The 25,667-nt window shown below is 58.0% G+C and carries 24 protein-coding genes and 1 tRNA gene; 21 read left to right on the plus strand and 4 right to left on the minus strand.

All coding sequences use genetic code 11. The features are described 5' to 3' along the window. The first annotated feature begins 19 nt into the window (after nt 1–19). The 8 genes from LBF07_RS15475 to LBF07_RS15510 all read left to right on the plus strand — a co-directional run bounded on the left by LBF07_RS15475 (nt 20) and on the right by LBF07_RS15510 (nt 8,252). Nucleotides 20–96: transfer RNA gene (locus tag LBF07_RS15475), tRNA-Asp, on the plus strand. Nucleotides 97–477: 381 nt separating this feature from the next. Beyond that, the gene (locus LBF07_RS15480; protein WP_094935645.1) at nt 478–1,197 is read left to right on the plus strand and encodes a FadR/GntR family transcriptional regulator; all 720 of its coding nucleotides are present in this window, start codon (nt 478–480) and stop codon (nt 1,195–1,197) included. After that, nucleotides 1,194–2,207 carry an ABC transporter ATP-binding protein gene (locus tag LBF07_RS15485; RefSeq protein ID WP_094935646.1) on the plus strand — a complete coding sequence of 338 codons (1,014 nt, stop codon included), beginning with the start codon at nt 1,194–1,196 and terminating at the stop codon, nt 2,205–2,207. The genes LBF07_RS15480 and LBF07_RS15485 overlap by 4 nt, the downstream gene beginning before the upstream one ends. Continuing rightward, nucleotides 2,204–3,286 (plus strand): ABC transporter ATP-binding protein, encoded by a 1,083-nt coding sequence (locus LBF07_RS15490; RefSeq protein WP_039263859.1) that lies wholly within the window; start codon nt 2,204–2,206, stop codon nt 3,284–3,286. The genes LBF07_RS15485 and LBF07_RS15490 overlap by 4 nt, the downstream gene beginning before the upstream one ends. A gap of 2 nt (nt 3,287–3,288) precedes the next feature. Further along, nucleotides 3,289–4,803 (plus strand): ABC transporter substrate-binding protein, encoded by a 1,515-nt coding sequence (locus LBF07_RS15495; protein WP_205742271.1) that lies wholly within the window; start codon nt 3,289–3,291, stop codon nt 4,801–4,803. 18 nt (nt 4,804–4,821) lie between these two features. Continuing rightward, the gene (locus LBF07_RS15500; RefSeq protein ID WP_069303693.1) at nt 4,822–5,763 is read left to right on the plus strand and encodes an ABC transporter permease; all 942 of its coding nucleotides are present in this window, start codon (nt 4,822–4,824) and stop codon (nt 5,761–5,763) included. 2 nt (nt 5,764–5,765) lie between these two features. Next, nucleotides 5,766–6,641, plus strand: a complete 876-nt coding sequence (locus LBF07_RS15505) for an ABC transporter permease (protein WP_029739694.1) — start codon at nt 5,766–5,768, stop codon at nt 6,639–6,641. 9 nt (nt 6,642–6,650) lie between these two features. Further along, nucleotides 6,651–8,252, plus strand: coding sequence for a gamma-glutamyltransferase family protein (locus LBF07_RS15510; RefSeq protein ID WP_094935648.1), 1,602 nt, complete (start codon nt 6,651–6,653; stop codon nt 8,250–8,252). 51 nt (nt 8,253–8,303) lie between these two features. Here LBF07_RS15510 and LBF07_RS15515 read toward each other — a convergent pair whose 3' ends face one another. Both LBF07_RS15515 and fadE read right to left on the minus strand, forming a co-directional pair. Then, entirely contained in the window at nt 8,304–9,074 is a 771-nt protein-coding gene (locus LBF07_RS15515) for an amidohydrolase (RefSeq protein ID WP_039263863.1), read from the minus strand. A gap of 108 nt (nt 9,075–9,182) precedes the next feature. Continuing rightward, nucleotides 9,183–11,627 (minus strand): acyl-CoA dehydrogenase FadE, encoded by a 2,445-nt coding sequence (fadE, locus tag LBF07_RS15520; protein WP_029739697.1) that lies wholly within the window; start codon nt 11,625–11,627, stop codon nt 9,183–9,185. A 239-nt stretch (nt 11,628–11,866) separates the two neighbouring features. On the opposite strand from fadE, the gene lpcA reads away from it, so the two are divergent. Then, on the plus strand, nt 11,867–12,445 hold the full coding sequence (gene lpcA, locus LBF07_RS15525) for a D-sedoheptulose 7-phosphate isomerase (RefSeq protein WP_010427884.1): 579 nt from the start codon (nt 11,867–11,869) through the stop codon (nt 12,443–12,445). A gap of 46 nt (nt 12,446–12,491) precedes the next feature. Further along, a complete protein-coding gene (locus LBF07_RS15530) occupies nt 12,492–13,259 on the plus strand; it encodes a class II glutamine amidotransferase (protein ID WP_023310496.1) in 768 nt (255 codons plus the stop codon). Here LBF07_RS15530 and dpaA read toward each other — a convergent pair. Beyond that, nucleotides 13,230–13,970 carry a peptidoglycan meso-diaminopimelic acid protein amidase gene (dpaA, locus tag LBF07_RS15535; protein WP_033144698.1) on the minus strand — a complete coding sequence of 247 codons (741 nt, stop codon included), beginning with the start codon at nt 13,968–13,970 and terminating at the stop codon, nt 13,230–13,232. The two genes, LBF07_RS15530 and dpaA, sit on opposite strands and share 30 nt — an antisense overlap. A gap of 298 nt (nt 13,971–14,268) precedes the next feature. Here dpaA and LBF07_RS15540 point away from each other — a divergent pair, with 298 nt between their 5' ends. From LBF07_RS15540 to dinB, 8 genes are all read left to right on the plus strand, one after another. Beyond that, entirely contained in the window at nt 14,269–15,612 is a 1,344-nt protein-coding gene (locus LBF07_RS15540; protein ID WP_094935649.1) for a Na(+)-translocating NADH-quinone reductase subunit A, read from the plus strand. Nucleotides 15,613–15,615: 3 nt separating this feature from the next. Continuing rightward, nucleotides 15,616–16,851: an NADH:ubiquinone reductase (Na(+)-transporting) subunit B gene (locus tag LBF07_RS15545; protein ID WP_029739701.1), complete on the plus strand. Its 1,236-nt coding sequence runs from the start codon at nt 15,616–15,618 to the stop codon at nt 16,849–16,851. Further along, nucleotides 16,844–17,638: a Na(+)-translocating NADH-quinone reductase subunit C gene (locus tag LBF07_RS15550; RefSeq protein WP_033144700.1), complete on the plus strand. Its 795-nt coding sequence runs from the start codon at nt 16,844–16,846 to the stop codon at nt 17,636–17,638. Before LBF07_RS15545 ends, LBF07_RS15550 begins: the two co-directional genes overlap by 8 nt. Next, the gene (locus LBF07_RS15555; RefSeq protein WP_033144701.1) at nt 17,631–18,269 is read left to right on the plus strand and encodes an NADH:ubiquinone reductase (Na(+)-transporting) subunit D; all 639 of its coding nucleotides are present in this window, start codon (nt 17,631–17,633) and stop codon (nt 18,267–18,269) included. The genes LBF07_RS15550 and LBF07_RS15555 overlap by 8 nt, the downstream gene beginning before the upstream one ends. Nucleotides 18,270–18,275: 6 nt before the next feature. After that, complete coding sequence (gene nqrE / locus LBF07_RS15560; protein WP_008500255.1) at nt 18,276–18,872, plus strand: NADH:ubiquinone reductase (Na(+)-transporting) subunit E; 597 nt, start codon at nt 18,276–18,278, stop codon at nt 18,870–18,872. A gap of 10 nt (nt 18,873–18,882) precedes the next feature. Beyond that, complete coding sequence (gene nqrF / locus LBF07_RS15565; protein ID WP_048979301.1) at nt 18,883–20,106, plus strand: NADH:ubiquinone reductase (Na(+)-transporting) subunit F; 1,224 nt, start codon at nt 18,883–18,885, stop codon at nt 20,104–20,106. Further along, a complete protein-coding gene (nqrM, locus tag LBF07_RS15570) occupies nt 20,106–20,309 on the plus strand; it encodes a (Na+)-NQR maturation NqrM (protein WP_058842155.1) in 204 nt (67 codons plus the stop codon). The genes nqrF and nqrM overlap by 1 nt, the downstream gene beginning before the upstream one ends. 108 nt (nt 20,310–20,417) lie before the next feature. After that, a complete protein-coding gene (dinB, locus tag LBF07_RS15575; RefSeq protein WP_023334616.1) occupies nt 20,418–21,476 on the plus strand; it encodes a DNA polymerase IV in 1,059 nt (352 codons plus the stop codon). Nucleotides 21,477–21,553: 77 nt separating this feature from the next. On the opposite strand, the gene pepD is transcribed toward dinB, so the two are convergent. Further along, the gene (gene pepD / locus LBF07_RS15580; protein ID WP_094935650.1) at nt 21,554–23,011 is read right to left on the minus strand and encodes a cytosol nonspecific dipeptidase; all 1,458 of its coding nucleotides are present in this window, start codon (nt 23,009–23,011) and stop codon (nt 21,554–21,556) included. A gap of 260 nt (nt 23,012–23,271) precedes the next feature. Between pepD and gpt the strand changes: the two genes are divergently transcribed. From gpt to crl, 3 genes are all read left to right on the plus strand, one after another. Continuing rightward, nucleotides 23,272–23,730, plus strand: a complete 459-nt coding sequence (gene gpt / locus LBF07_RS15585; RefSeq protein WP_010427903.1) for a xanthine phosphoribosyltransferase — start codon at nt 23,272–23,274, stop codon at nt 23,728–23,730. A gap of 104 nt (nt 23,731–23,834) precedes the next feature. Further along, on the plus strand, nt 23,835–25,079 hold the full coding sequence (gene frsA / locus LBF07_RS15590; protein ID WP_094935651.1) for an esterase FrsA: 1,245 nt from the start codon (nt 23,835–23,837) through the stop codon (nt 25,077–25,079). A gap of 57 nt (nt 25,080–25,136) precedes the next feature. Continuing rightward, nucleotides 25,137–25,538, plus strand: a complete 402-nt coding sequence (crl, locus tag LBF07_RS15595) for a sigma factor-binding protein Crl (RefSeq protein ID WP_023310506.1) — start codon at nt 25,137–25,139, stop codon at nt 25,536–25,538. Nucleotides 25,539–25,667 lie beyond the last annotated feature (129 nt).

Consider the following 25,667-nt stretch of genomic DNA (forward strand, 5'->3'; position numbering starts at 1 on the left):
TTCCCCAAACGGGAACAGTGGAGCGGTAGTTCAGTCGGTTAGAATACCTGCCTGTCACGCAGGGGGTCGCGGGTTCGAGTCCCGTCCGTTCCGCCACTATTCAGAAAGCCTGAATCAGAAATGATTCAGGCTTTCGTCGTTTCAGCCTTCAGTAATCTCATTCTCTCTCTCTTATCGTTAACAAAAAGTTAATATGCATAGTGCAATTTATTAACAATTGCACGGATATAGTGCATAATTTGCACTGTAATTGTGCATTTCTCCATCACTCCTCTCTTCGCACCTCATTCAGAATGTTTCTTTCTGTAAAAATAATTCACGCAGAATCATCTGGTTATCTCCTGCTTTCCAAAAATATACCGAACCAATTGCGTATTGGTTTGGTTATTGCTTAATCATTAGCACGATAAGCTTCATTCCATATCAATAACTTATCGTTAATAAAAATAAAGTCATGATGAAAGCGAGCGAACCAATATGGAAAAACCGTCACGGTTTCTGGCCAATTCCAGCACCGCGCTTGAGCAGTTGCGCGGGCTTATCAACCAGCATGAGTCAACACCAGGCATATCGCTGCCCACGGAACGTGAGCTGTCGGACACTCTCGGCGTAGGACGACGCGAAGTGCGTCGTGCGCTGGACGTGCTGGAAGAAGAGGGGCGCATCTGGCGTAAGCAGGGCAAAGGGACCTTTATTGGCCCGGCGGCACCTGTTGAACCGCTGGCCCTTCAGGGATTGGTTCAGCAAACCAACCTTCTGGAAGTGATGGAAGCTCGTCTGCAGCTCGAACCCGGCTTAGCCCGGCTTGCGGCACTGCGTGCCACCAGGGAAAACCTCGCGCTTATGCAGCGCATGCTGGAACGCATCGACAAGGTCAGTCCGGACGACCGCGATCTCAACGAACTCTGGGACAGCGCCTTTCACCGGGCGATTGCCGAGGCGGCGGGCAACCGTCTGATGCTCGGCCTGTTTGATGCCATTGATGCCGTTCGGCGCGAACCGGGCTGGCAGCATCTGCGCGAGCTGGCACGCACCCCCGAACGTGTCGACACCTATAACGACCACCACCATAAGATCATGTCTGCGATTATCCATCGCCAGCCTAATGAAGCCGCGGCCGCCATGCGCGAACACTTGCTCAGCCTGCAAACCGCCCTGATTCAGGCGATCCACCTTGAGGACGACTTCACGCCATGACGACAATACCCTTTAAGGACGCTACACCCGTATTGCGAGTGCAAAACCTCAACGTTACGTTTGCTGGCTCGCCGGTTAGCGTGCTTGATGGTATCTCGCTGACCGTCAGGGCGGGCGAAACGCTGGCGCTGGTGGGGGAGTCCGGCTGCGGGAAAAGTATTACCTCACTGGCGCTGATGGGGTTACTGCCCGCCAGCGCGCAGATTGTCAGCGGCGAGATGCAGTTTCGCCGCCACAATCTGCGAAAGCTCTCACCGCGGGAGTATGCCGATCTGCGCGGCAGCGAGCTGGCGATGATTTTTCAGGAGCCAATGACCTCGCTCAATCCGGCGTTCACGCTGGGGGATCAGCTGAGCGAGGCGGTTATGCGACACCAGAACGTCTCGCGCGAAGAGGCGATGAAGGCCGCGCTGCAGATCCTCGAGAAGGTGCAGATCCCGGCGGCAGAGATGCGCCTGAAAGCATATCCCCACCAGCTTTCCGGCGGCATGCGCCAGCGCGTGATGATTGCCATGGCGCTGATTAACCACCCTAAACTGCTGATTGCCGACGAGCCAACCACCGCGCTCGACGTCACCATCCAGGCGCAAATCCTCGCCTTGCTCAACGCCTTAAAAGAGGAAACCGGCACGGCGGTGCTGATGATCACCCACGATTTGGGCGTGGTGGCAGAAGTCGCCCAGCAGGTCGCCGTGATGTATGCCGGACAGGTGGTGGAGCAGGGGAGCGTGGAGGCAATATTCGCCGACCCGCAGCACCCGTACACCATCGGCCTGATGGGGTCGATCCCCTCGCTGGGCGCACGCAAGGGCCAGCTCTCCACAATTCCCGGCGCGGTCCCGCTCCCGGAATCCATGCCGAAAGGCTGCCGTTTTGCCACCCGCTGCCCGTTTGCGCAGTCGCGCTGCCATGATGAAAAACCGCAGCTCACCGCGCTCGGCGCGGGCCATCAGGTAGCCTGCTTCCGCGTGCCGCTCGAACACCACATTGCCCTGGGAGAGACCGCATGACCACGCCCATTCTTGAAGCCCGTGACCTCAGCAAGCTTTTCCCCGGCCCCAAAAAACTCTTTACTCCGGCACGCTTTGTCACGGCGGTCGATCGCGTTTCGCTTGCCGTGATGCCGGGCGAAACGCTGGCGATTGTCGGCGAGTCCGGCTCCGGGAAATCTACCCTCGGCCGCCTGCTGCTGCGCCTGCTGGCCGCCAGCGAAGGGCGCGTGTTCTATCAGGGGGAAGAGATCACCGACGCCTCCGGTGCCCGCCTGAACCAGCTCCGGCGCGAGCTGCAGATTATTTTTCAGGATCCCTTCGCCTCGCTCAACCCGCGCATGACGGTGGAGCAGATCGTCGGTGAGCCGCTGTGGCTGCATCAGAACATGAAAAAAGCGGATCGCCAGTACCGCGTTGCCGAGCTGCTTAAAACCGTGGGCCTGCCTGCCGCCTGGGCCGGGCGCTATCCGCACGAGTTTTCCGGCGGGCAGCGCCAGCGTATCGGCATTGCGCGTGCGCTGGCTTCCGGGCCGAAGCTGCTGCTGGGCGATGAGCCGGTATCCGCGCTGGATGTGTCCGTTCAGGCGCAGGTGGTTAATCTGCTGGAGAGCCTGAAGCACCAGCTGGGGCTGACGATGGTGATTGTCGCCCACGGTCTGGCGGTGATCCGCCATATGAGCGACCGAGTGGCGGTCATGTATCTCGGGCAAATCGTCGAGCTTGCCACCGTCGACGAGATTTTTGACGCGCCGCTGCACCCCTACACCCAGGCGCTGATTGCCTCGGCACCGCAGATGCAGCCGGGCGTTGAGCGAGATGCGCCGCTGCTGCAGGGGGATCTGCCCAACCCGGCCAGCCCGCCGTCCGGCTGCCGTTTCCACACCCGCTGCCCGTACGTCACCGATGAATGCCGCCAGGTTGAGCCGATCAATCAGGTGCTCGACGGCGGACGTCAGGTTGCCTGCCACCGCTGGCAGGAGATCAACCGCGATCGCAGCGTTATTCAGATCGCACCGCCATCCGCCGCCTTTCTGCGCCGCCGCGCGCTGTTTGAACACGCGGCCACTCACTCGTCCCTTCCTTCAAGGAACTCATGATAATGACAATGCGTAATTCTCTTTTGACCGTACTGGGAAGTGTTATGTTGCTTGGCGCGGCGCTGCCCGCCCATTCTGAAAGCGTGCTGCGAATCGGCCTGGGCGCTGACCCGGACATGCTCGACCCGCATCTGGCGCGCACCTACTATGGCCGCTTCGTCTTTGCCTCCCTGTGCGACAGGCTGGTGGACGTGGATGAAAATCTGAAGGTCGTCCCCGGCCTGGCTAAAGACTGGGCGTGGAGTGACGACGGTAAAACCCTGACGCTCAATCTGCGCGAAGGCGTCACCTTCCACGACGGTGAGAAATTCGATGCCGCCGCGGCAAAATACAACCTCGACCGCGCCCTGACCCTGAAAGGATCCCTGCGTAAGAGCGAGATCTCCTCCGTTGAATCGGTCGAGGTCACCGGCCCGATGCAGATTGCGCTGCACCTGAAGACCCCCGATGCCGCGCTGCTGATGCAGCTCACCGACCGCGCGGGCGCGATGATGGCCCCCGAGGCGGCGAAAAAGCCTGACTTTGCCGCCCACCCGGTCTGTTCCGGCCCGTACAAGTTTGACAGCCGCGTGTCGCAGGACCGCATCGTTCTGACCCGTTTCTACAACTACTGGAACAAAGACGCCTACCACTTCGACAAAATCATCTATCTGCCGATCCCGGATGCCTCCGTGCGCCTCGCGAACCTGCGCGCGGGCGATCTTGACTTGACCGAAGGCATCGCCGCCAGCGACGTTAAAACGGTCGAAGCCGACAGCAAGCTGGCGCTGGCGAAGGTAACCGGTCTCGGCTATCAGGGCATCACCTTCAACATCAACAACGGCAAGGTGCCGGCCAACGATCCGTTCAAGGACGCCCGCGTGCGCGAGGCGTTTTCTCAGGCCATCGACCGCGATGCGTTAAACCAGGTGGTCTTCGAAGGGCTTTACACCCCGGCAAACCAGGCGTTTTCCCCGGTCAGCCCGTATCACGTTAACCTGCCGGTTCCGCCGCGTGACGTCGACAAAGCCAAAGCGCTGCTGAAGGCGGCAGGCGTCGCCGCGCCGCTGACCGTCAACCTGCTGGTGCCGAACAACCCAACCTCGCAGCAGGTGGGCCAGGTGCTGCAGGCGATGGTCGCCGAGGCCGGATTTAACCTGAACCTGCAGATGACCGAATTCGCCACGCTGCTCGACCGCCAGCAGAGCGGCGACTATCAGCTGAGCTTCTCCGGCTGGTCGGGACGCCCGGATCCGGACGGCAGCATCTACGGCTTTATCAACAGCAAAGGCACGCTCAACGACGGCCGCTACAGCAACGCGCAGGTCGATGAGTGGCTGACCCAGGCGCGCCAGAGCACCGACCAGGCCGCACGCCAGCCGCTGTACGACAAGGTGGTGAAGCAGCTGCAAACCGACATGCCGATTGCCTACCTCTACTTCGAGCCGCGCATTTTCGGTCTGAACAAAAGCGTGCAGGGCTTTAAGCCGTACCCGGACGGCATCGTGCGTCTGGCGGGTTTAACGCTGGCGAAATAACCGTCCTGAGGAGAACCCATGCTGGAACTGATTTGCAAACGTCTGCTGCTGGCTATACCAACCCTGCTGCTGGTGAGCATGATGGTCTTCGGGCTGCAAAAGCTGCTGCCCGGCGACCCGCTAATCGCCATGGCCGGGGAGGAGCGCGATCCGGCGGTCATCGCCCAGCTGCGTGCGGAACTGAACCTCGATGCGCCAATCCCCGTGCAGTATTTCCACTGGCTGACGCGGGCGCTGCAGGGCGATCTGGGCGTCTCCTTACGCACGCACGAACCGGTGACGCAGCTGATCGCCAGCAAGCTGCCGGTCACGCTGGAGCTGTCTCTGCTGGCGATGATTATCGCGCTGGTGTTTGGCATCAGCATGGGGATCCTCGCGGCGGTGAACAAAAATAGCTGGGTCGATCACGGGGCGAATTTCGTGGCGATCTCGGGGATCTCGATCCCGCACTTTTGGCTGGGGATCCTGCTGATTCTGGTCTTTTCGGTGAACCTGCAGTGGCTGCCCGCGTCCGGCTACGTGCCGTTCAGTGAAGAGCCGCTCCAGAACCTGCGCACGCTGCTGCTGCCTGCGTCCGTGCTCGGAACGGGCCTTGCGGCGACGCTGATGCGCCATACCCGCGCCTCGATGATTGCGGTCCTGAAGGCGGATTACATCCGCACCGCGCGCGCTAAGGGGCTGCTGCCAAAGGCGGTGATCCTGAAGCATGCGTTTCGCAACGCGCTGGTACCGGTCATCACCCTCACCACGCTGCTGTTCGGCGAGCTGCTGGGTGGCGCGGTGCTGACCGAGCAGGTCTTCACCATTCCGGGCTTCGGCAAGATGATCGTCGACTCGGTATTTAACCGTGACTACGCGGTGGTGCAGGGCGTAGTGCTGATCGTGGCGATCGGCTTCCTGATGCTGAACCTGCTGGCCGACGTGCTCTACGTCCTTATCAACCCGAAAATGCGAGGTTAACCATGGCGGAACTGACGACGCAAACCGTTACGCCCGCGCTGCCGCGCGCGCAAAACCGGGTGCTGAAGAAATTCCTCGCCAACAAAAGTGCGGTGATTGGCGCGGTGGTGGTGGGGTTCTTTGTGCTGGTGGCGCTGCTGGCGCCGTGGATCGCCCCGTTCGACCCGGTCAAAGCCAACTTCCTGGCGGTGCGCAAAGCGCCGTCGGCGATGTACTGGTTCGGCACCGACGAGCTGGGGCGCGACATTTTATCCCGCATTATCTGGGGTGCGCGCACCTCGCTGATGGCAGGCTGTATGTCGGTCGTTATCGCGGTGGTCATCGGCGTGCCGCTGGGGCTGGTGGCGGGTTACTTCCAGAAGATGTGGGACGGCGTGATCTCGCGGTTTATCGAGGCGCTGCTGGCCTGTCCGTTCCTGATCATGGCGATCGCGCTGGGGGCGTTTTTGGGGCCGAGTCTGACCAACGCGATGATCGCCATCGGTCTTTCGGCGATGCCGATCTTCGCCCGCCTGACGCGCGGGCAGGTGATCGCCATTCGCAACGAAGAGTACATCGACGGCGCGCGGGCGATTGGCCTGCCGGACCGCTGGATCATCATCAAATACGTCCTGCCGAACGTGATGTCGCCGATCCTCGTACAGGCCACGCTGGCCATCGCCTCGGCAATTATCGCCGAAGCCAGCCTGTCGTTTTTGGGGCTGGGGCAGCAGCCGCCCAATCCGTCCTGGGGCTCTATGCTCAACACCGCGAAAGGGTTTCTGGAGCAGGCGCCGTGGATGTCCGTTTTCCCCGGCGTGGCGATTTTCCTTGCCGTGCAGGGCTTTAATTTACTCGGTGACGGGCTGCGCGACGCGCTCGATCCGCGCCACGACTAAGGAGTCATGATGACCAAAGCGCTTGATTTTACATCCGGTTACGCTTCACGCCGCCCGCCAATGATGGGCCGTAACGCCGTCGCCACGTCGCAGCCGCTGGCGGCGCAGGCGGGAATGAAAATGTTGCAGCTGGGCGGCAACGCCGTGGATGCGGCCATTGCGACCGCTATGGCGCTGACGGTGGTTGAGCCGACCGGCAACGGGATCGGCAGCGACGCCTTTGCCATCGTCTGGGACGGTGAAAAGCTGCACGGCCTGAACGCGTCCGGTCGTTCGCCTGCAAGCTGGCATGCGGATCTGTTTGCCGGTAAAACCGCGGTGCCGGAAATTGGCTGGGACGCGGTGACCGTGCCGGGCGCGGTCTCCGGCTGGGTTGCGCTGGCGGAACGCTTCGGCACGCTGCCGCTGACCACGCTGGCGCAGCCTGCCATTGACTACGCGCGCAACGGTTTCCCTGTCTCCCCGCTGATTGGCCATCTCTGGCAGCGCGGCTATAGCAAGCTGAAAGATCAGCCGGGCTTCAGCGCCTGCTTCGCGCCGGAAGGCCGCGCCCCGCGCGTGGGTGAAATCTTCCGTAACCCGGCGCAGGCGAACTCGCTGGAGCTGATTGCCCGCACCAACGGTGAAGCCTTTTACCGCGGCGAGCTGGCGCAGAAAATTGCCGCTTTCGCCAAAGAACACGGCGCGCACCTGACGGCTGAAGATCTGGCAAACCACCGCGTGGACTGGGTAGAGCTGCTGTCGCGCGACTTCGCGGGCGGTTCGGTGCAGGAATTGCCGCCAAACGGCCAGGGGATCGCCACGCTGATTGCGCTCGGCATTCTGGAGCAGTGCGGCATTGAGAAGCATCACCCGGATTCCGTGCAGTCCCTGCACCTGTCCATTGAGGCGATGAAGCTGGCGCTGGCGGATCTTGACCGCTACGTGGCGGATGAAGACCATATGGCGTTCGCGGCGCAAGAGCTGCTGAGCGACCATTATCTGAAGTCGCGCGCGGCGCTTATCAATCACGAGCACGCCTCTGATTTCGTTTACGGTTCCCCGACGCAGAGCGGCACGGTCTACATCAGCACCGCCGACGCCAGCGGGATGATGGTTTCGTTTATTCAGTCCAACTACATGGGCTTCGGTTCAGGCATTGTGGTGCCGGATACGGGGATTAGCCTGCAAAACCGGGGCTGCGGGTTTGTGCTGGATCCCAATCACCCGAACGCGCTGGCGGGCAGCAAGCGACCGTTCCACACCATCATTCCGGGCTTTGCGATGGACGGCAACGGCCAGCCGCTGATGTCTTTCGGCGTGATGGGCGGGCCGATGCAGGCGCAGGGGCACATGCAGATGGCGCTGCGCATTATGCTGCACGGGCAAAACCCGCAGGCGGCAATTGATGCCCCGCGCTGGCGCGTGGTGCAGGGCAGGGAGGTGATCGTTGAATCGACCTTCGATCGCAATACCATCGCCGCGCTGCGCGAACGCGGTCATCAGATCGTGGTGGAAGATCCGCTTCAGGATTACAACTTCGGCGGGGCGCAGGTGATTTACCGTCTGCCGGAAGGGCACTACGTTGCCGCGACGGAAAGCCGCAAAGACGGGCAGGCGCTGGTGAGTTAATGTTTTATCCTCCCTCTCCCGTTGGGAGAGGGGCGGAGTGAGGGGAAAATTTCAGCCAATGCTAAACGGATCCGCATCCTGCCAGGCCGGAAACTTCTCGCGATACTCCTGCAGCGCCGTCAACGACAGCTCGGCATCAATGCGCGTCGCCTGATGCGGCTCGGCGGTGGCAATGATCTCGCCCTGCGGGTTCACCACCCGGCTGTCGCCGCGGTAGTGATGCCCGTTGCCGTCGGTTCCCACGCGGTTACAGCCCACCACGTACGCCTGGTTCTCAATCGCGCGCGCTACCAGCAGCGACTGCCAGTGGAGGGAGCGCGGTGCAGGCCAGTTGGCAACATACAGCGCCAGGTCGTAATCGTTGCGGTTGCGCGACCACACCGGGAAGCGCAGGTCGTAGCAGACCAGCGGCAAAATACGCCAGCCGCGCCACTCGAACACCACGCGCTCGTGACCCGCTTCATAGTGATGATGCTCATCCGCCATGCGGAACAGGTGGCGTTTATCGTAAAAATGCACTTTCCCTTCCGGCTCCACCAGCAGGAAGCGGTTCACCGGCCCGCGATCCGTTTGCAGGGCAGCGCTCCCGGCGATCAGCGCGTTGGTCTGCTGCGCTTTGGCATGCATCCAGGCGACAACCTCATCCTGAGGCATTGACTGTTGTGCCGCTTCCATGGCGAATCCGGTGGTGAACATTTCCGGCAGGACAATCACATCACGCCCGGTAATCTCTTCCAGTTGACGATCAAAGTGGCGCAGGTTGGCGGGGCCATCCATCCACACTAAAGGTTGCTGCAAAATAGAAATCTTCAAACCAGGCACGATACAGACTCCTCAAAAGACCGCTTTTTGACACTGTAGCACGTCATTACGAGAAAATGTGGCAATAAAAAACCCCGCGCGAGGCGGGGTTTGTATAAGCGAAACGCGTTACGCCGCTTCAGGTTTGCGGTGCTTCTCCGGCAGCTTTACCGGCTGCGTCGCCAGCTCGTCCGGCTCGAAATCATCCACGTTAATGCTGCGCAGACGGCTCTCTTCGGCTTTCACCAGCAGCGCGGCTTCATCTTTATTGATAATGCCGCCGGCCAGCGCCTGTTTTGCCAGTTCGTCCAGACGGGTAAACGGCAGGTTTTTGCCCAGCTGTTTACAGATCTTCTGGTGAATCGGATCGGCAGCCATCACGTCCAGCAGCGCCTCTTCCAGCAGTCCCACCGGGTTATGCGGCGTCGGCGTCAGATACTGACCACGACCGATACGGGAGCGGGTTGCGCTCGGTACCTGCAGGATCTTCGCCACCTTGTGGTCCAGCTTGTCGGACGGCGCAAGGTGGTGACGTCCGGTCGGGAAGATCACCGCGCGCAGGGCTCCCGCCACGAAGCGGTTCGGGAAGTTCGCCAGCAGGTCGTCAATCGCCTGTTCAGCCTGATACATCGCATCCTGAACGCCCCAGTGCACCAGCGGCAGATCCGCTTCCTGACGGCCTTCGTCGTCGTAGCGCTTCAGGACCGCAGAGGCCAGGAAGATCTGGCTCAGCACATCCCCCAGACGGGCAGAGATACGCTCGCGACGCTTCAGGCTACCGCCCAACACCGCCATGGAGACGTCAGACAGCAGAGCCAGGTTGGCGCTCAGACGGTTCAGATGCTGATAGTAACGTTTGGTCGCATCGCCGGTCGGCGTCGCGCTGGTAAGACCGCGCGTCAGGCCCAGCCAGAAGCTGCGTACCTTGTTGCTGCCCACGTGACCGATATGTTTGAACAGCAGCTTATCGAAGGCATCCACGTCGTTGTTCTGCGCGGCAGCCATCTCTTCCAGCACGTACGGATGGCAGCGAATTGCGCCCTGACCAAAGATCATCATGCTGCGGGTCAGGATGTTTGCCCCTTCCACGGTGATGGCAATCGGTGCGCCCTGGTAGCCGCGCGCCAGGAAGTTGCCTTCGCCGAGCATAATGCCTTTACCGCCCGCGATATCCATAGCGTCAATGATCGACTGCTGCGCGCGGTGGGTACAGTGGTACTTCACAATTGCGGACAGCACGGCCGGTTTTTCGCCCAGCATAATGCCGTAGGTAATCAGAGAAGCCGCGGCATCCATCACGTAGGCGTTGCCCGCGATACGCGCCAGCGGCTCTTCGATACCTTCCATCTTGCCGATGGAGATTTTGAACTGACGGCGGATGTGGGCGTAAGCGCCAATCCCCATCGCGACCGACTTCAGACCGCCGGTTGAGTTCGACGGCAGGGTAATGCCGCGGCCCACGGACAGACATTCCACCAGCATGCGCCAGCCCTGACCGGCCATTTTCGGACCGCCGATGATGTAGTCAATCGGCACAAAGATGTCCTGACCGCGGGTCGGACCGTTCTGGAACGGCACGTTCAGCGGGAAGTGACGGCGACCAATTTCAACGCCTGGGGTAGAGGTTGGGATCAGCGCACAGGTAATGCCCAGATCTTCTTCGCCGCCCAGCAGTTTTTCCGGGTCAGAGAGCTTAAAGGCCAGACCCAGCACGGTGGCGATTGGCGCCAGGGTGATATAACGCTTGTTCCAGGTCAGGCGCATGCCCAGCACCTGCTCGCCCTGCCACTCGCCCATGCAGACCACGCCGGTATCTGGGATCGCGCCTGCATCGGAACCCGCTTCCGGGCTGGTCAGCGCGAAGCAAGGGATTTCCTGACCGCGTGCCAGACGCGGCAGGTAGTGATCTTTCTGCTCTTCGGTACCGTAATGCTGCAGCAGTTCGCCCGGGCCTAAGGAGTTAGGCACGCCAACGGTAATCGCCAGGATCCCGGAGACGCCCGCCAGCTTTTGCAGGACACGAGCCTGAGCGTAAGCGGAGAATTCCAGGCCGCCATACTCTTTCTTGATGATCATCGCGAAGAAGCGATGCTCTTTCAGATACGCCCACAGCTCTGGCGGCAGATCGGCCATTTCATGGGTGATGGCAAAGTCGTTTGCCATGCGGCACGCTTCTTCCACCGGGCCGTCAATAAAGGCCTGCTCTTCAGCGGTCAGACGCGGCTGCGGATAGTTATGCAGCTTTTTCCAGTCCGGGTTGCCCTGGAACAGATCGCCTTCCCACCAGGTGGTGCCCGCGTCAATCGCTTCTTTTTCAGTACGCGACATGGGCGGCATCACTTTGCGAAAGCCCTTGAACACCGGCGCAGAGATCATTGATTTACGCATCGGGGCCAGGTTAAACGGCAGAAGGATGATGGCAAGAGGGACTAAAAGCCAGATATTCCAGAGACCTGCGACGCCAAGCGCAGCCGTCCAGGCCAGAAGAATCAGGCTGCTCAGGAATAAACTTACGCGGTGATAGAACAACACACCGAGCAGAACAACGGTTGCGAGAATGCTCAAAATCATCATAAAGAAAAGCTCCCTTGCTTGTAGGAGGTCTGACCACTTGTGATGATATGGTTGTAGTTGATGTAAATTCCTTTAGCAATGTGTTTACAAAATAATTACAACCTGGTTCACATTGTTCGTGTTTTAGCCGGCACAAAAAATCAAAACGCCGGACGATTCGCATGGCTTTAGCTTCTCGCTTTTCCCGCTATCCGGTACACTCCACTGTGTTATTTCATCAATACTGAAGGATTATCCTCATGTACCAGGATCTTATTCGTAACGAACTGAACGAAGCGGCGGAAACGCTGGCGAACTTTCTGAAAGATGATGCCAATATTCACGCTATTCAGCGCGCAGCGGTCCTGCTGGCCGACAGCTTCAAAGCCGGTGGCAAAGTGCTTTCCTGCGGTAACGGCGGTTCCCACTGCGACGCTATGCACTTCGCAGAAGAGCTGACCGGACGCTATCGCGAAAACCGCCCGGGCTACCCGGCGATTGCGATTTCAGACGTGAGCCACATCTCCTGCGTAGGCAACGACTTCGGTTACGACCACATCTTCTCCCGCTACGTTGAAGCGGTAGGCCGTGAAGGCGACGTGCTGCTGGGGATCTCTACCTCAGGCAATTCCGGCAACGTGATCAAAGCGATCGCCGCCGCGCGTGAAAAAGGGATGAAAGTCATCACCCTGACCGGTAAAGATGGCGGTAAGATGGACGGTACGGCGGATGTCGAAATTCGCGTTCCGCACTTCGGTTATGCTGACCGTATTCAGGAAATTCACATCAAAGTGATCCACATCCTGATCCAGCTGATCGAAAAAGAGATGGTTAAGTAAGACTTCGCTGGGGGCACTCTCGCCCCCGCTGTTGTGGAGGTGTTGTATGTGCGAACTGCTCGGGATGAGCGCCAATGTGCCAACCGATATCTGCTTTAGCTTCACCGGGCTGGTTCAGCGCGGTGGAGGAACCGGGCCGCATAAAGACGGCTGGGGCATCACCTTCTACGAAGGCAAAGGATGTCGCACGTTCAAAGATCCACAGCCCAGCTTTAACTCACCGATTGCCAAACTGGTTCAGGACTACCCGATCAAGTCCCGCTCGGTAATCGCCCACATCCGTCAGGCCAACCGTGGCGAAGTGGCGCTGGAAAATACCCATCCGTTTACCCGTGAACTGTGGGGCCGTAACTGGACCTACGCGCACAACGGGCAGCTCACGGGCTATAAGTCGCTGGAGACGGGCAATTTCCGCCCGGTCGGCGAGACGGACAGCGAAAAAGCCTTCTGCTGGCTGCTGCACAAGCTGACGGAGCGCTATCCCCGCACGCCCGGCAACATGACTGCCGTGTTCAAATACATCGCGACGCTGGCATCTGAACTGCGTGAAAAAGGCGTGTTCAACATGCTGCTCTCTGATGGCCGCTATGTGATGGCGTTCTGCTCGACGAATCTGTTCTGGATCACCCGCCGTGCGCCGTTTGGCGTTGCGACGCTGCTCGATCAGGATGTGGAGATAGACTTTCAGAAGGAGACCACACCGAACGATGTGGTCACTGTTATCGCAACGCAGCCGCTGACGGGCAACGAAACCTGGCAAAAGATTATGCCAGGCGAGTGGGTGCTATTTTGTCTCGGGGACCGTGTAATTTGACGCCAGCTGTGGATGGACGACTTCGTGGCTCAGCGGTTTGCTGACCACGTAACGGCCATCGACGATAGAGACCACGGGTGGCTTGTGGGTCTGCTCAAAGTAGTCGTAACCCGGCTTCAGCTGTTTCCAGAAATCCGCGTAGTATGAGTACTTGTGACGCGTCATGTTGGCGTCCGTCATGCGGAACGGATAGATGCTGACCTGTACGTTAGGCTGCCCAAAGACCAGCGCGCCCGTCACGAACTGGAAAATCTCATCAATGCCGGAGTCGGTCATCGCATAACAGCCGATAGACACGCAGGCGCCGTGGATCATCAGATATTTACCTTCATAACCGTGTGCACGGTCATAGGCATTCGGGAAGCCGATATTAATGGCTTTATAGAAGCGGCTGTCAGGCTTGAGCTGGCTGCGCTGAACGTTGTAGAACCCTTCCGGACTTTTGAAGTCGCCCTGACGCTGTTTTGGCCCCAGTCCGCCGGAGTAGTTACAAATTTTGTAACTATCAAGCAGCTGATATGTCTCACCCATTTTGACAAACAGATCGAGAGTGCGCTCTTCCTTGAAGATCTGAATATAAACCGGCGATCCCATTAACTGCTGTTTATATTCCTTGCTGACCGGCGTCGTTGAGCTATTACTGCTGAGCAGTCCGGCAAACGACATGCACGGCATCAGAAGCATCGCAATGAACAATGCGATTTTACGCATACTACTAGTTCCTTGATAAAACCATGACCAACTTGCCAGGACGGCAAAAGAGACCCGAAATCAGATTATTCTGTTAGGAGCGCTCACATTAGCACCGCTATAGATTTTCGCAAGAGCCGGGCGGTGAGTTTACAAATTAGTTTTACTTTATAAACCATCAAAATTGCGATGGCTCCAGGAACTTTGCGCATTAGCTCGCAATTTGGCGCGCGCGACGGCGGATTCCCTGCCCGCGTGAAGGGGAAAATGCTACACTTCGCGCCCACTGGATTGTTGTTCATGGAAACCTGCTAACCACATGTTTAAAATTAAAAAAGGACTTGATCTGCCGATTGCAGGCGTGCCAGCGCAGCACGTTTCGACAGGCGCAAGTGTCCGTCATGTCGCCATTATGGGCGAAGACTACCTGGGTATGCGTCCTTCAATGCTGGTACAGGAGGGCGATCGCGTTATCAAAGGACAGACGCTCTTTGAGGACAAAAAAAATCCCGGCGTGATGTTCACGGCCCCCGCGAGCGGCACCGTTGTGGCCATCAACCGTGGCGAACGGCGCGTTCTGCAGTCGGTGGTTATCCGCATTGAGGGCGATGAAAAGCGTGAATTTGCCCATTACGACATAGCAGAACTCGCGTCGCTGAACCGCGACGCCGTTCAGGATCAGCTCCTGGCATCCGGTTTATGGACCGCGCTTCGTACGCGTCCCTTCAGCAAAACCCCTGTTCCGGGCACGGAGCCTGCCGCGATTTTCGTCACGGCCATAGACACCAACCCGCTCAGCGTGGACCCGGAACCGGTTATCCTGGCGCAGCGAAAAGCTTTTGATGCTGGACTCACTATTCTAACCCGCCTCACGTCCGGAAAAGTGCACGTTTGCCAGGCTGGCGGCGGCAAGCCTGGCGGGCATCCGCTGGGGCAGGTCACGTTTAATGAATTTTCTGGCCCGCATCCGGCGGGGCTGGTCGGGACGCACATCCATTTCCTTGAGCCAGTCAGCCTGACGAAACAGGTCTGGCACCTTAACTATCAGGACGTCATTGCCATCGGTAAGCTCTTTACTACGGGTGAACTCTGCGCTGAACGGATAATCGCCATCGGCGGACCGCAGGCTGCAAATCCGCGCCTGGTGAAGACGCTGCTGGGTGCCGACATCAATGAACTGCTGGTGGGGGAAACGAAAGAGGGCGAAAACCGCCTGATTTCCGGCTCGGTCCTCAGCGGCCGCCATGCGGCCAATGCGCATGCGTACCTGGGACGCTTCCATTTGCAGGTCAGCATTGTGCAGGAAGGGCGGGAGAAAGAGCTGTTTGGCTGGGTTCTGCCAGGCGCGGAAAAATACTCCGTCACCCGAACCACGCTGGGCCACTTCCTGCGTAATAAGCTGTTTAGCTTCTCAACCAGCACCCACGGCGGCGAGCGCGCCATGGTCCCGATTGGCAATTACGAACGCGTCATGCCGCTGGATATTCTGCCCACCGTGCTGCTGCGCGATCTGCTTGCTGGCGATACCGACGGCGCGCAGGCGCTGGGCTGTCTGGAGCTTGACGAAGAAGATCTGGCGCTCTGTACCTATGTCTGTCCGGGCAAATATGAATATGGACCGGTATTGCGCGAGGTGTTAACCCGCATTGAGCAGGAAGGATAACCGATGGGCTTAAAACACCTCTTTGAAAAAATTGAGCCGCACTTTACCGAAGGAAAGCTCAAAAAGTACTACCCGCTGTATGAAGCAACGACGACCATTTTCTACACGCCGGGGCTGGTGACGAAAGGGGCGGCGCACGTTCGTGATGCTATCGACCTGAAACGCATGATGATCCTGGTGTGGTTTGCGGTCTTCCCGGCGATGTTCTGGGGAATGTACAACGTCGGCCTGCAGACCATTCCGGCGCTGCACCACATGTACGATGCACAGCAGCTGGCGCAGGTGATCCAGTCCGACTGGCACTACCGTCTGGCCCAGTCGTTAGGGGTGAGCTTCGCCGCAGACGCGGGCTGGCTGAGCATGATGACGCTGGGCGCGGTGTTCTTCCTGCCGATTTACATCACGGTATTTGTCGTGGGCGGCTTCTGGGAAGTGCTGTTTGCCATCATCCGTAAACATGAGATCAACGAAGGCTTCTTCGTGACCTCTATTCTGTTTGCCCTGATTGTTCCCCCGACGCTACCGCTCTGGCAGGCGGCGCTTGGCATCAGCTTCGGCGTGGTGATTGCCAAAGAGATCTTCGGCGGCACCGGGCGGAACTTCCTCAACCCGGCGCTGGCGGGACGCGCGTTTCTGTTCTTTGCTTATCCGGCGCAAATCTCGGGCGACCTCGTGTGGACGGCGGCAGACGGTTTTTCCGGCGCGACGCCGCTTTCACAGTGGGCGGCACACGGCGGCGAAACGCTGGTTAACAACGCGACGGGTCAGCCAGTCACCTGGTTTGATGCCTTTATTGGCAACATTCCGGGCTCCATCGGAGAAGTCTCTACGCTGATGATTTTGCTTGGCGGCGCGATCATTCTTTTTGGTCGCGTGGCCTCCTGGCGGATCGTTGCGGGCGTGATGATCGGCATGGTGCTGACCGCCACCCTGTTCAACGTTATCGGTTCGACCACCAATCCGATGTTCTCCATGCCCTGGTACTGGCATCTGGTGCTGGGTGGCTTCGCGTTCGGCATGATGTTCATGGCGACGGACCCCGTCTCTGCCTCGTTTACAGACAAAGGTAAATGGAGCTATGGCGTGCTCATTGGCGCGATGTGCGTTCTGATCCGCGTGGTCAACCCGGCGTATCCGGAAGGGATGATGTTGGCCATTCTGTTTGCCAACCTGTTTGCGCCGCTCTTCGATTACCTGGTGGTGCGGGCCAACATTAAGCGGAGGAAGGCGCGTGGCTGAGGTTAAAAATAACGACAGCATCAGCAAAACGCTGCTGGTGGTGCTGGTGCTCTGTCTGGTCTGTTCTATTGTCGTGGCCGGCTCTGCCGTGGGGTTAAAACCCCTGCAGCAGGAGCAACGTGCGCTGGATAAACAGCGCAACATCCTGGCCGTCGCCGGGCTGATGCAGGAAGGAATGAGCGCGGACGACGTTTCGGCCGTCTTTGCTGAACGTATTTCGGCGCGTCTGGTGGATTTAAAAACGGGTGAACTGCTGGATAAAGACCCGGCAAAATTCAACCAGGCGCTGGCGCTGAAAGATCCGCAGATGAGCCTGACGCTGGAGGCATCGCAAGATCCCGCCGGGATTAAGCGTCGCAGCAACCTGGCCGAAATCTATCTGGTTCGCGATCCCCAAAAACGCATTCAGGAAGTGGTACTGCCTGTTTACGGTAACGGTCTGTGGTCAATGATGTATGCCTTTGTGGCCCTTGATACCGACGGCCGCACGGTCAAAGGCATTACGTATTACGACCAGGGCGAAACGCCGGGGCTGGGTGGCGAAGTTGAGAACCCTAACTGGAGGGCACAGTTTGTCGGCAAGAAAGTGCTCGACGATAACGGCCTGCCTGCGCTGAAGGTGATGAAAGGGGCGGCACGTCCCGGTGACGACTACGCCGTTGACGGGCTTTCCGGCGCCACGCTCACCTCAAAAGGCGTGCAGCACAGTTTTGATTTCTGGATGGGCGAGCTGGGCTTTGGTCCTTTCCTGAAAAACGTACGTGAAGGAGCGCTGAACAATGGCTGATACCGGTGAACTGAAAGAAGTTAAAAAGGTGCTCGTTGGCCCACTGTTAGCCAATAACCCGATCACGCTCCAGGTGCTGGGTGTCTGTTCTGCTCTGGCGGTGACGACCAAGCTGGAAACGGCAGTCGTGATGACGCTGGCGGTCACGCTGGTCACGGCGTTCTCCAGCATGTTTATCTCGATGATCCGCCACCACATCCCCAACAGCGTGAGGATCATCGTGCAGATGGCGATCATCGCCTCGCTGGTGATCGTGGTCGATCAGCTGCTGCGCGCCTTCGCCTACGAAACCTCCAAACAGCTCTCGGTGTTTGTCGGGCTGATTATCACCAACTGTATCGTCATGGGGCGTGCGGAAGCCTACGCCATGAAAATGCCGCCGCTGGCGAGCTTTATGGACGGCATCGGCAACGGCCTGGGCTACGGCGTGATCCTGCTGACCGTTGGGTTCCTGCGCGAGCTGATTGGCAGCGGCAAGCTGTTTGGCATCACGGTGCTGGACACGGTGCAGAACGGCGGCTGGTATCTGCCAAACGGCCTGTTCCTGCTGGCCCCTAGCGCATTTTTCATTATCGGTTTGTTGATCTGGCTGATTCGTACGCTGAAGCCAGAACAGCAGGAAAAGGAGTAACCGACGATGGCTCATTACCTGAGTTTGTTTGTGCGGGCAGTGTTTGTTGAAAACATGGCGCTCGCGTTTTTCCTCGGCATGTGTACGTTCCTTGCGGTTTCCAAAAAAGTGTCGACGGCATTTGGTCTCGGTATCGCGGTCACCGTGGTGCTCGGCTTATCTGTACCGATCAACAATCTGGTGTACAACTTTGTGCTGCGGGACGGCGCGCTGGTGGAAGGGGTTGATCTCAGCTTCCTGAACTTCATCACCTTTATCGGGGTGATCGCGGCGCTGGTGCAAATCCTCGAGATGATCCTCGATAAGTATTTCCCGTCGCTCTACAACGCGCTGGGGATCTTCCTGCCGCTGATCGCGGTGAACTGCGCCATCTTTGGTGGCGTCTCGTTTATGGTGCAGCGTGATTACAACTTCAGCGAATCCGTGGTGTACGGTTTTGGTTCCGGCATCGGCTGGATGCTGGCGATTGTCACCATGGCGGGGATCCGCGAGAAAATGAAATATGCCAACGTGCCTGCGGGTCTGCGTGGCCTGGGGATCACCTTTATCACCACCGGGCTGATGGCGCTGGGCTTTATGTCCTTCTCCGGTGTGCAGCTATAAGGGCAAACAGATGGAAATTATCCTTGGCGTGGTGATGTTCACGCTGATTGTACTGGTGCTGTCAGGGCTTATTCTGGCGGCGCGCGCGAAGCTGGTGAATTCCGGCGACGTGGTCATTGATATTAACGACGAGCCGCAGAATCAGATCCGCACGCCGGCCGGAGACAAGCTGCTCAACACGCTCTCCGGTAACGGCATTTTTGTCTCCTCAGCCTGCGGCGGCGGCGGTTCCTGCGGGCAGTGCCGCGTGACGGTAAAAGAGGGCGGCGGCGATATTCTGCCAACCGAACTGGCGCATATCACAAAGCGTGAGGCAAAAGAGGGCTGTCGTCTGGCCTGCCAGGTCGCGGTGCGCCAGAACATGAAGATTGAGCTGCCGGAAGAGATCTTCGGCGTCAAAAAATGGGAGTGCGAGGTTATCTCTAATGATAACAAAGCCACCTTTATAAAAGAGCTGAAGCTGCGGGTGCCGGAAGGCGAGCATGTCCCGTTCCGCGCCGGAGGCTACATTCAGATCGAGTGCCCGGAGCACGCTGTGGCCTATGCGGACTTTGACGTGCCGCATGAGTACCGCGCCGACTGGGACAAATTCAATCTCTTCCGCTTTGTATCTGAGGTGAAAGAGCCGACGCTGCGCGCCTACTCGATGGCCAACTACCCGGAAGAGAAGGGCATCATCATGCTCAACGTGCGTATCGCCACGCCGCCACCGAATGTGCCGGATGCACCGCCGGGCGTCATGTCGTCATACATCTGGTCCCTGAAGCCTGGCGATAAGGTGACGATCTCCGGCCCGTTCGGGGAGTTCTTCGCGAAAGATACCGATGCGGAAATGGTCTTTATCGGCGGCGGTGCCGGTATGGCCCCGATGCGCTCGCACATCTTTGACCAGCTCAAGCGGCTGGGGAGCCAGCGTAAGATCAGCTTCTGGTACGGGGCGCGCTCGCTGCGCGAGATGTTCTATGAAGATGAGTTTGAACAGCTGGCGCGTGAAAACCCGAACTTTACCTTCCATGTGGCGCTTTCCGATCCGCAGCCGGAAGATAACTGGACGGGCTATACGGGGTTCATCCACAACGTGCTGTATGAAAACTACCTCAAACAGCACCCGGCGCCTGAGGACTGCGAGTTCTATATGTGTGGTCCGCCGATGATGAACGCCGCCGTGATTAAGATGCTGAAAGATCTCGGTGTCGAAGATGAGAACATCATGCTCGATGACTTTGGAGGCTGATGATGCTGACGTTTCTGGCAACCTTTGTGGTGTTTGTGCTTGTCGTCTTCGGCATGTCGTTAGGCTGGATTGTTAAGAGGAAAAGCATTCAGGGTAGCTGCGGCGGTATTTCATCTATTGGGATGGAAAAGGTTTGCGACTGTCCGGAACCGTGCGATGCGCGGAAGAAAAGGATGGCCCGCGAACAGCAGCGCATTATTTAATTTTTTGCAGGCCGGGTAAGGCAAAGCCGCCACCCGGCGTTCTCACATCTGCTTCTCAATCCTCATTTGTTTACTGTATACTTATCCAGTGATGAGTGAGGGCTTACTATGCGCAAAATAATCCATGTCGATATGGACTGCTTTTTTGCCGCAGTGGAGATGCGTGACAACCCGGCGCTGCGGGATATTCCCATCGCCATTGGCGGCAGCCGCGTTCAGCGTGGTGTCATCAGCACCGCCAACTATCCTGCGCGCAAATTTGGCGTGCGCAGCGCGATGCCAACGGCGATGGCCTTAAAGCTTTGCCCTCATCTCACGCTTCTGCCCGGCCGGTTTGAAGCCTATAAAGAGGCTTCCCTCCATATTCGGGAAATCTTCTCCCGCTATACCTCTCTGATAGAGCCGCTGTCGCTGGACGAAGCCTATCTGGATGTGACCGACAGCGTGCACTGCCACGGCTCCGCCACGCTGATGGCGCAGGAGATCCGCCAGACGATTTTCAACGAGCTGAATCTGACGGCATCGGCGGGCGTCGCGCCCGTTAAATTCCTCGCCAAAATTGCCTCCGATTTAAATAAGCCCAACGGTCAATACGTCATCACGCCTGACGAGGTGCCGGCGTTTTTGAAAACGCTGCCGCTCGGCAAAATCCCCGGCGTGGGAAAAGTCTCCGCCGCAAAGCTGGAAAGCATGGGGCTACGGACCTGCGAAGACGTGCAGCGAAGCGATCTCGCCATGCTGCTCAAGCGCTTTGGAAAGTTTGGCCGCGTGCTGTGGGAGCGCAGCCAGGGAATTGACGATCGCGATGTGAACAGCGAGCGGCTACGTAAATCCGTCGGCGTTGAGCGCACCCTCATTGAAGATATTCATGACTGGTCCGAATGCGAAACCATTATCACGGAACAGCTTTACCCTGAGCTGGAACGACGCTTAAGCAAGGTGAAGCCGGACCTGCTGATTGCCCGTCAGGGTATCAAATTAAAATTCAATGACTTCCAGCAGACCACGCAGGAACACGTCTGGCCGCGTCTGAATAAAGACGACCTTATCGCGACGGCGAAAAAGGCATGGGAAGAGCGCCGGGGCGGGCGAGGGGTGAGGCTGGTGGGATTGCACGTTACGCTGCTGGATCCGCAGCTAGAGCGACAGCTGGTTCTGGGATTGTAAAAAAGCCCGGTGGCGCTACGCTTACCGGGCCTACGTTTTTCACCCTCTCCCTGTGGGAGAGGGCTGTAGTGAGGGTATTACTTAACGGGGATCGCTTTCAGCAGTTCAGTCAGCAGCGTCCAGTAGTGACCGACGCTTTCGATATGAACCTGCTCATCCGGCGAATGCGGACCGGTAATGGTTGGCCCGATGGACACCATATCCATATCCGGATACGGTTTCTTGAACAGGCCACATTCCAGACCGGCGTGGATCACCTGAATGTTCGGGGTGCTGTTGAACAGACGCTGATAGGTTTCACGCACCAGCGCCATCACCGGAGAACTTGCATACGGCTGCCAGCCCGGGTAGCTGCCTTTGGCAGACGTTTTTGCGCCCGCCAGCGTGCCCAGAGATTCCAGCATGCTCACCACGTACTCTTTACCGCTGTCGATAAGCGAGCGGATCAGGCAGATGATTTCCGCGCTGTCGTCGCTCATGGTCACCACGCCCACGTTCAGCGAGGTTTCCACCACGCCTTTCGCCACGTCAGAGTTGCGGATCACGCCGTTTGGCGTCGCGTTCAGCAGCTGAACGAAGGTGTCACGAGACTGCGCGGTCAGCGCGGCTTTATCTGTAGAAACAGATTCCAGCACCACGGTCAGGTTTTTCTCTTTCGCCGACAGTTCGTTCTTCAGGATATCCAGGTATACGGTGGAGAGTTTTTTCAGCTCGTCCGCTTTTGCCGCTGGAACCGCTACGGTGGCGAAGGCTTCGCGCGGGATCGCGTTACGCAGTGTACCGCCGTTGAAGTCTACCAGACGCAGATCCAGCTCGACCGCATGGCCTGCCAGGAAGCGCGCCAGCAGCTTGTTGGCGTTACCCAGACCCAGGTGAATATCGCCGCCGGAGTGGCCGCCTTTCAGCCCTTTCAGCGTCAGCTTGAAGGTCTGGAAGCCCGCAGGAATCGCTTCGCGCTTCAGCGGCAGGGTAGAGATGAAATCAATCCCGCCCGCGCAGCCCATGTAGATCTCGCCTTCTTCTTCAGAGTCGGTGTTGATCAGGATGTCCGCCTGCAGCCAGTTCGCCTGCAGACCAAACGCGCCGTCCATGCCCGCTTCTTCGGTCATGGTCAGCAGCACTTCCAGCGGACCGTGTTCAACGCTGTCGTCGGCCAGCACGGCCAGCGCAGAGGCCATACCGATGCCGTTATCCGCGCCCAGCGTGGTGCCGCGTGCTTTCACCCAGTCGCCGTCGATGTACGGTTGAATCGGGTCTTTGGTGAAGTCGTGAACGGTGTCGTTGTTCTTCTGTGGCACCATGTCCAGGTGCGCCTGCAGCACAACCGGTTTGCGGTTTTCCATGCCTGCGGTAGCCGGTTTGCGGATCAGAATGTTGCCAACCTGGTCACGTTCAGCATGCAGACCTTTTTCCTTCGCCCAGCCCATAATATGTTCGGCAAGCTGTTCTTCGTGGTAGGAAGGGTGTGGAATGGAGCAGATTTTCGCAAAAATATCCCACAGCGGCTGCGGAGATAATTGAGACAGTTCAGACACGATAAGTCTCCTTGTCGAGGCGCTGCAAACAGGGTTGCAGGTCACAGGGTTAGCAGGTTAATAGTTACCACAAGTCAGGCTTGCGAGATGAAACTGAGAATACCACTTTCTCTGCTGGCTGGTAGCATAAAGCATGTAAAAACTCAGGCAGAGGGCGCTAAACACTGGTTTTTAGTGCGTCAGATCTCTATAATCTCGCGCAACCTATTTCCCCCTCGAACACTTTTTAAGCCGTATAAAAACAGGCTGGGACACTTCACATGAGCGAAAAATACGTCGTCACCTGGGACATGTTGCAGATTCACGCACGCAAACTGGCTGCGCGTCTGATGCCTTCCGAACAGTGGAAAGGCATTATTGCCGTCAGCCGTGGCGGTCTGGTACCGGGGGCGCTGCTGGCACGTGAGCTGGGTATTCGTCATGTCGATACCGTTTGCATCTCCAGCTATGACCATGACAACCAGCGCGAGCTGACCGTGCTGAAACGTGCGGAAGGCGACGGCGAAGGTTTCATCGTTATTGATGACCTGGTGGATACCGGCGGTACTGCGGTCGCTATCCGCGAAATGTATCCGAAAGCACATTTCGTCACTATCTTCGCGAAGCCTGCTGGCCGCCCGCTGGTTGACGATTACGTGATTGATATCCCGCAGGACACCTGGATTGAACAGCCATGGGATATGGGCGTGGTCTTCGTACCGCCTATTTCAGGCCGTTAATACCAGTACGTAACTTTACACGCCCGACTATGTCGGGCGTTGTTCTTTTTGGCCTGCCACGCGTTACAATAGTCTCTATACGACGTATTCATGGAGGCAACGCAATGACGCAGGCGAATCTCACCGAGACTCTCTTCAAACCCCGTTTCAAACACCCTGAAACGTCGACGCTGGTGCGTCGCTTCAATCCGGGTACCCAGCCTGCCGTCCAGTCCGCGTTAGACGGAAAAAACGTGCCTCACTGGTATCGCATGATTAACCGCCTGATGTGGATCTGGCGCGGTATCGACCCTCGTGAAATCCTCGATGTGCAGGCACGTATCGTGATGAGTGAAGCCGAACGTACCGACAGCGAACTCTACGATACGGTGGTGGGCTACCGTGGCGGAAACTGGATCTACGAGTGGTCTAAACAGGCGATGCTCTGGCAGCAAAAAGCCAGCCAGGAAGAGGATGCCACGCGCAGCGGCAAGCACTGGCTGCACGCCGCTAATCTTTACGGCATTGCCGCTTACCCCCATTTAAAAGGGGATGAACTGGCGGAGCAGGCTCAGGCGCTGGCGAATCGCGCCTATCAGGAGGCGGCTCAACGTCTGCCGGGCCGGATGCGTGAACTTGAATTCACCATTTCAGGGGGCGCACCCGTCACCGGGTTCCTGCATATGCCGGAAGGCGACGGCCCGTTCCCGACCGTCCTCATGTGCGGCGGGCTGGATTCGCTGCAAATTGATTATTACAGCCTGTATGAGCGTTACTTCGCACCAAAAGGGATCGCGATGCTGACGCTTGATATGCCTTCAATTGGTTTCTCATCCAAATGGAAACTGACTCAGGATTCCAGCCTGCTGCACCAGCATGCGCTAAAAGCGCTGGAAAATATTCCGTGGGTTGACCACACCCGCGTGGCGGCATTCGGCTTCCGTTTCGGCGCGAACGTCGCGGTGCGTCTGGCTTATCTTGAATCTTCTCGTCTGAAAGCTGTCGCCTGCCTCGGCCCGGTCGTACACGCTCTGCTCAGCGATCCTGCACGCCAGGGGAGCGTACCTGAAATGTACCTTGATGTGCTGGCCAGCCGTCTTGGCATGCATGATGCATCAGACGAAGCGCTGCGCGTTGAGCTCAATCGTTACTCGTTAAAAACGCAGGGGTTGCTGGGACGTCGCTGCCCAACGCCGATGCTGTCAGGGTTCTGGAAAAACGATCCGTTCAGCCCGGAAGAAGAGTCGCGATTAATCACTTCGTCATCTGCGGATGGCAAATTGCTTGAGGTGCCGTTCAGCCCGGTCTATCAGAATTTCGACAAATCACTGAAAGAGATTACGCGCTGGATCGCTCAGAGATTGTGTTAATAGATTGCTAAATTTCGCTGGTTTGGTAAAACAGTGGCTTCACAAAAGGAGATCGCAATGACGTTACCGAGTGGACACCCGAAAAGTAGACTGATTAAGAAGTTTATGGCTCTCGGCCCGTATATTCGAGAAGAGCAGTGTGAAGAGAATCGCTTTTTTTTCGACTGCCTGGCTGTATGCGTCAACGTGAAGCCTGCACCCGAAAAACGTGAATTCTGGGGCTGGTGGATGGAAATGGAAGCAGAGGAAAAACGCTTTACGTATAGCTACCAGTTTGGCCTGTTTAATAAAGACGGCAACTGGCAGGCGACCACGATTAAAGATCAGGAAGTGATTGACCGCCTGGAATATACGCTAAAAGAGTTTCACGATAAGGCACGCGCACTGCTGGCTACCCTGGATCTCAAGTTCGAACCTGCGGATGACTTTTCCAGCGAAGCGGTGAAGCTGACTGCCTGATGGTGTCACAGCGCCGGGTGGCGGCTTCGCCTTACTCGGCCTACAAATTCTCCCTCTCACCGTGGGAGAGGGCACCAGACCGCATGAATCCCCGACAATAAAAAAACCGGCATCAAGCCGGTTTTTTTA

It is taken from the genome of Enterobacter cloacae complex sp. ECL352 (assembly GCF_020149545.1).
GTDB classification, from domain to species: Bacteria; Pseudomonadota; Gammaproteobacteria; order Enterobacterales; family Enterobacteriaceae; genus Enterobacter; species Enterobacter asburiae_B.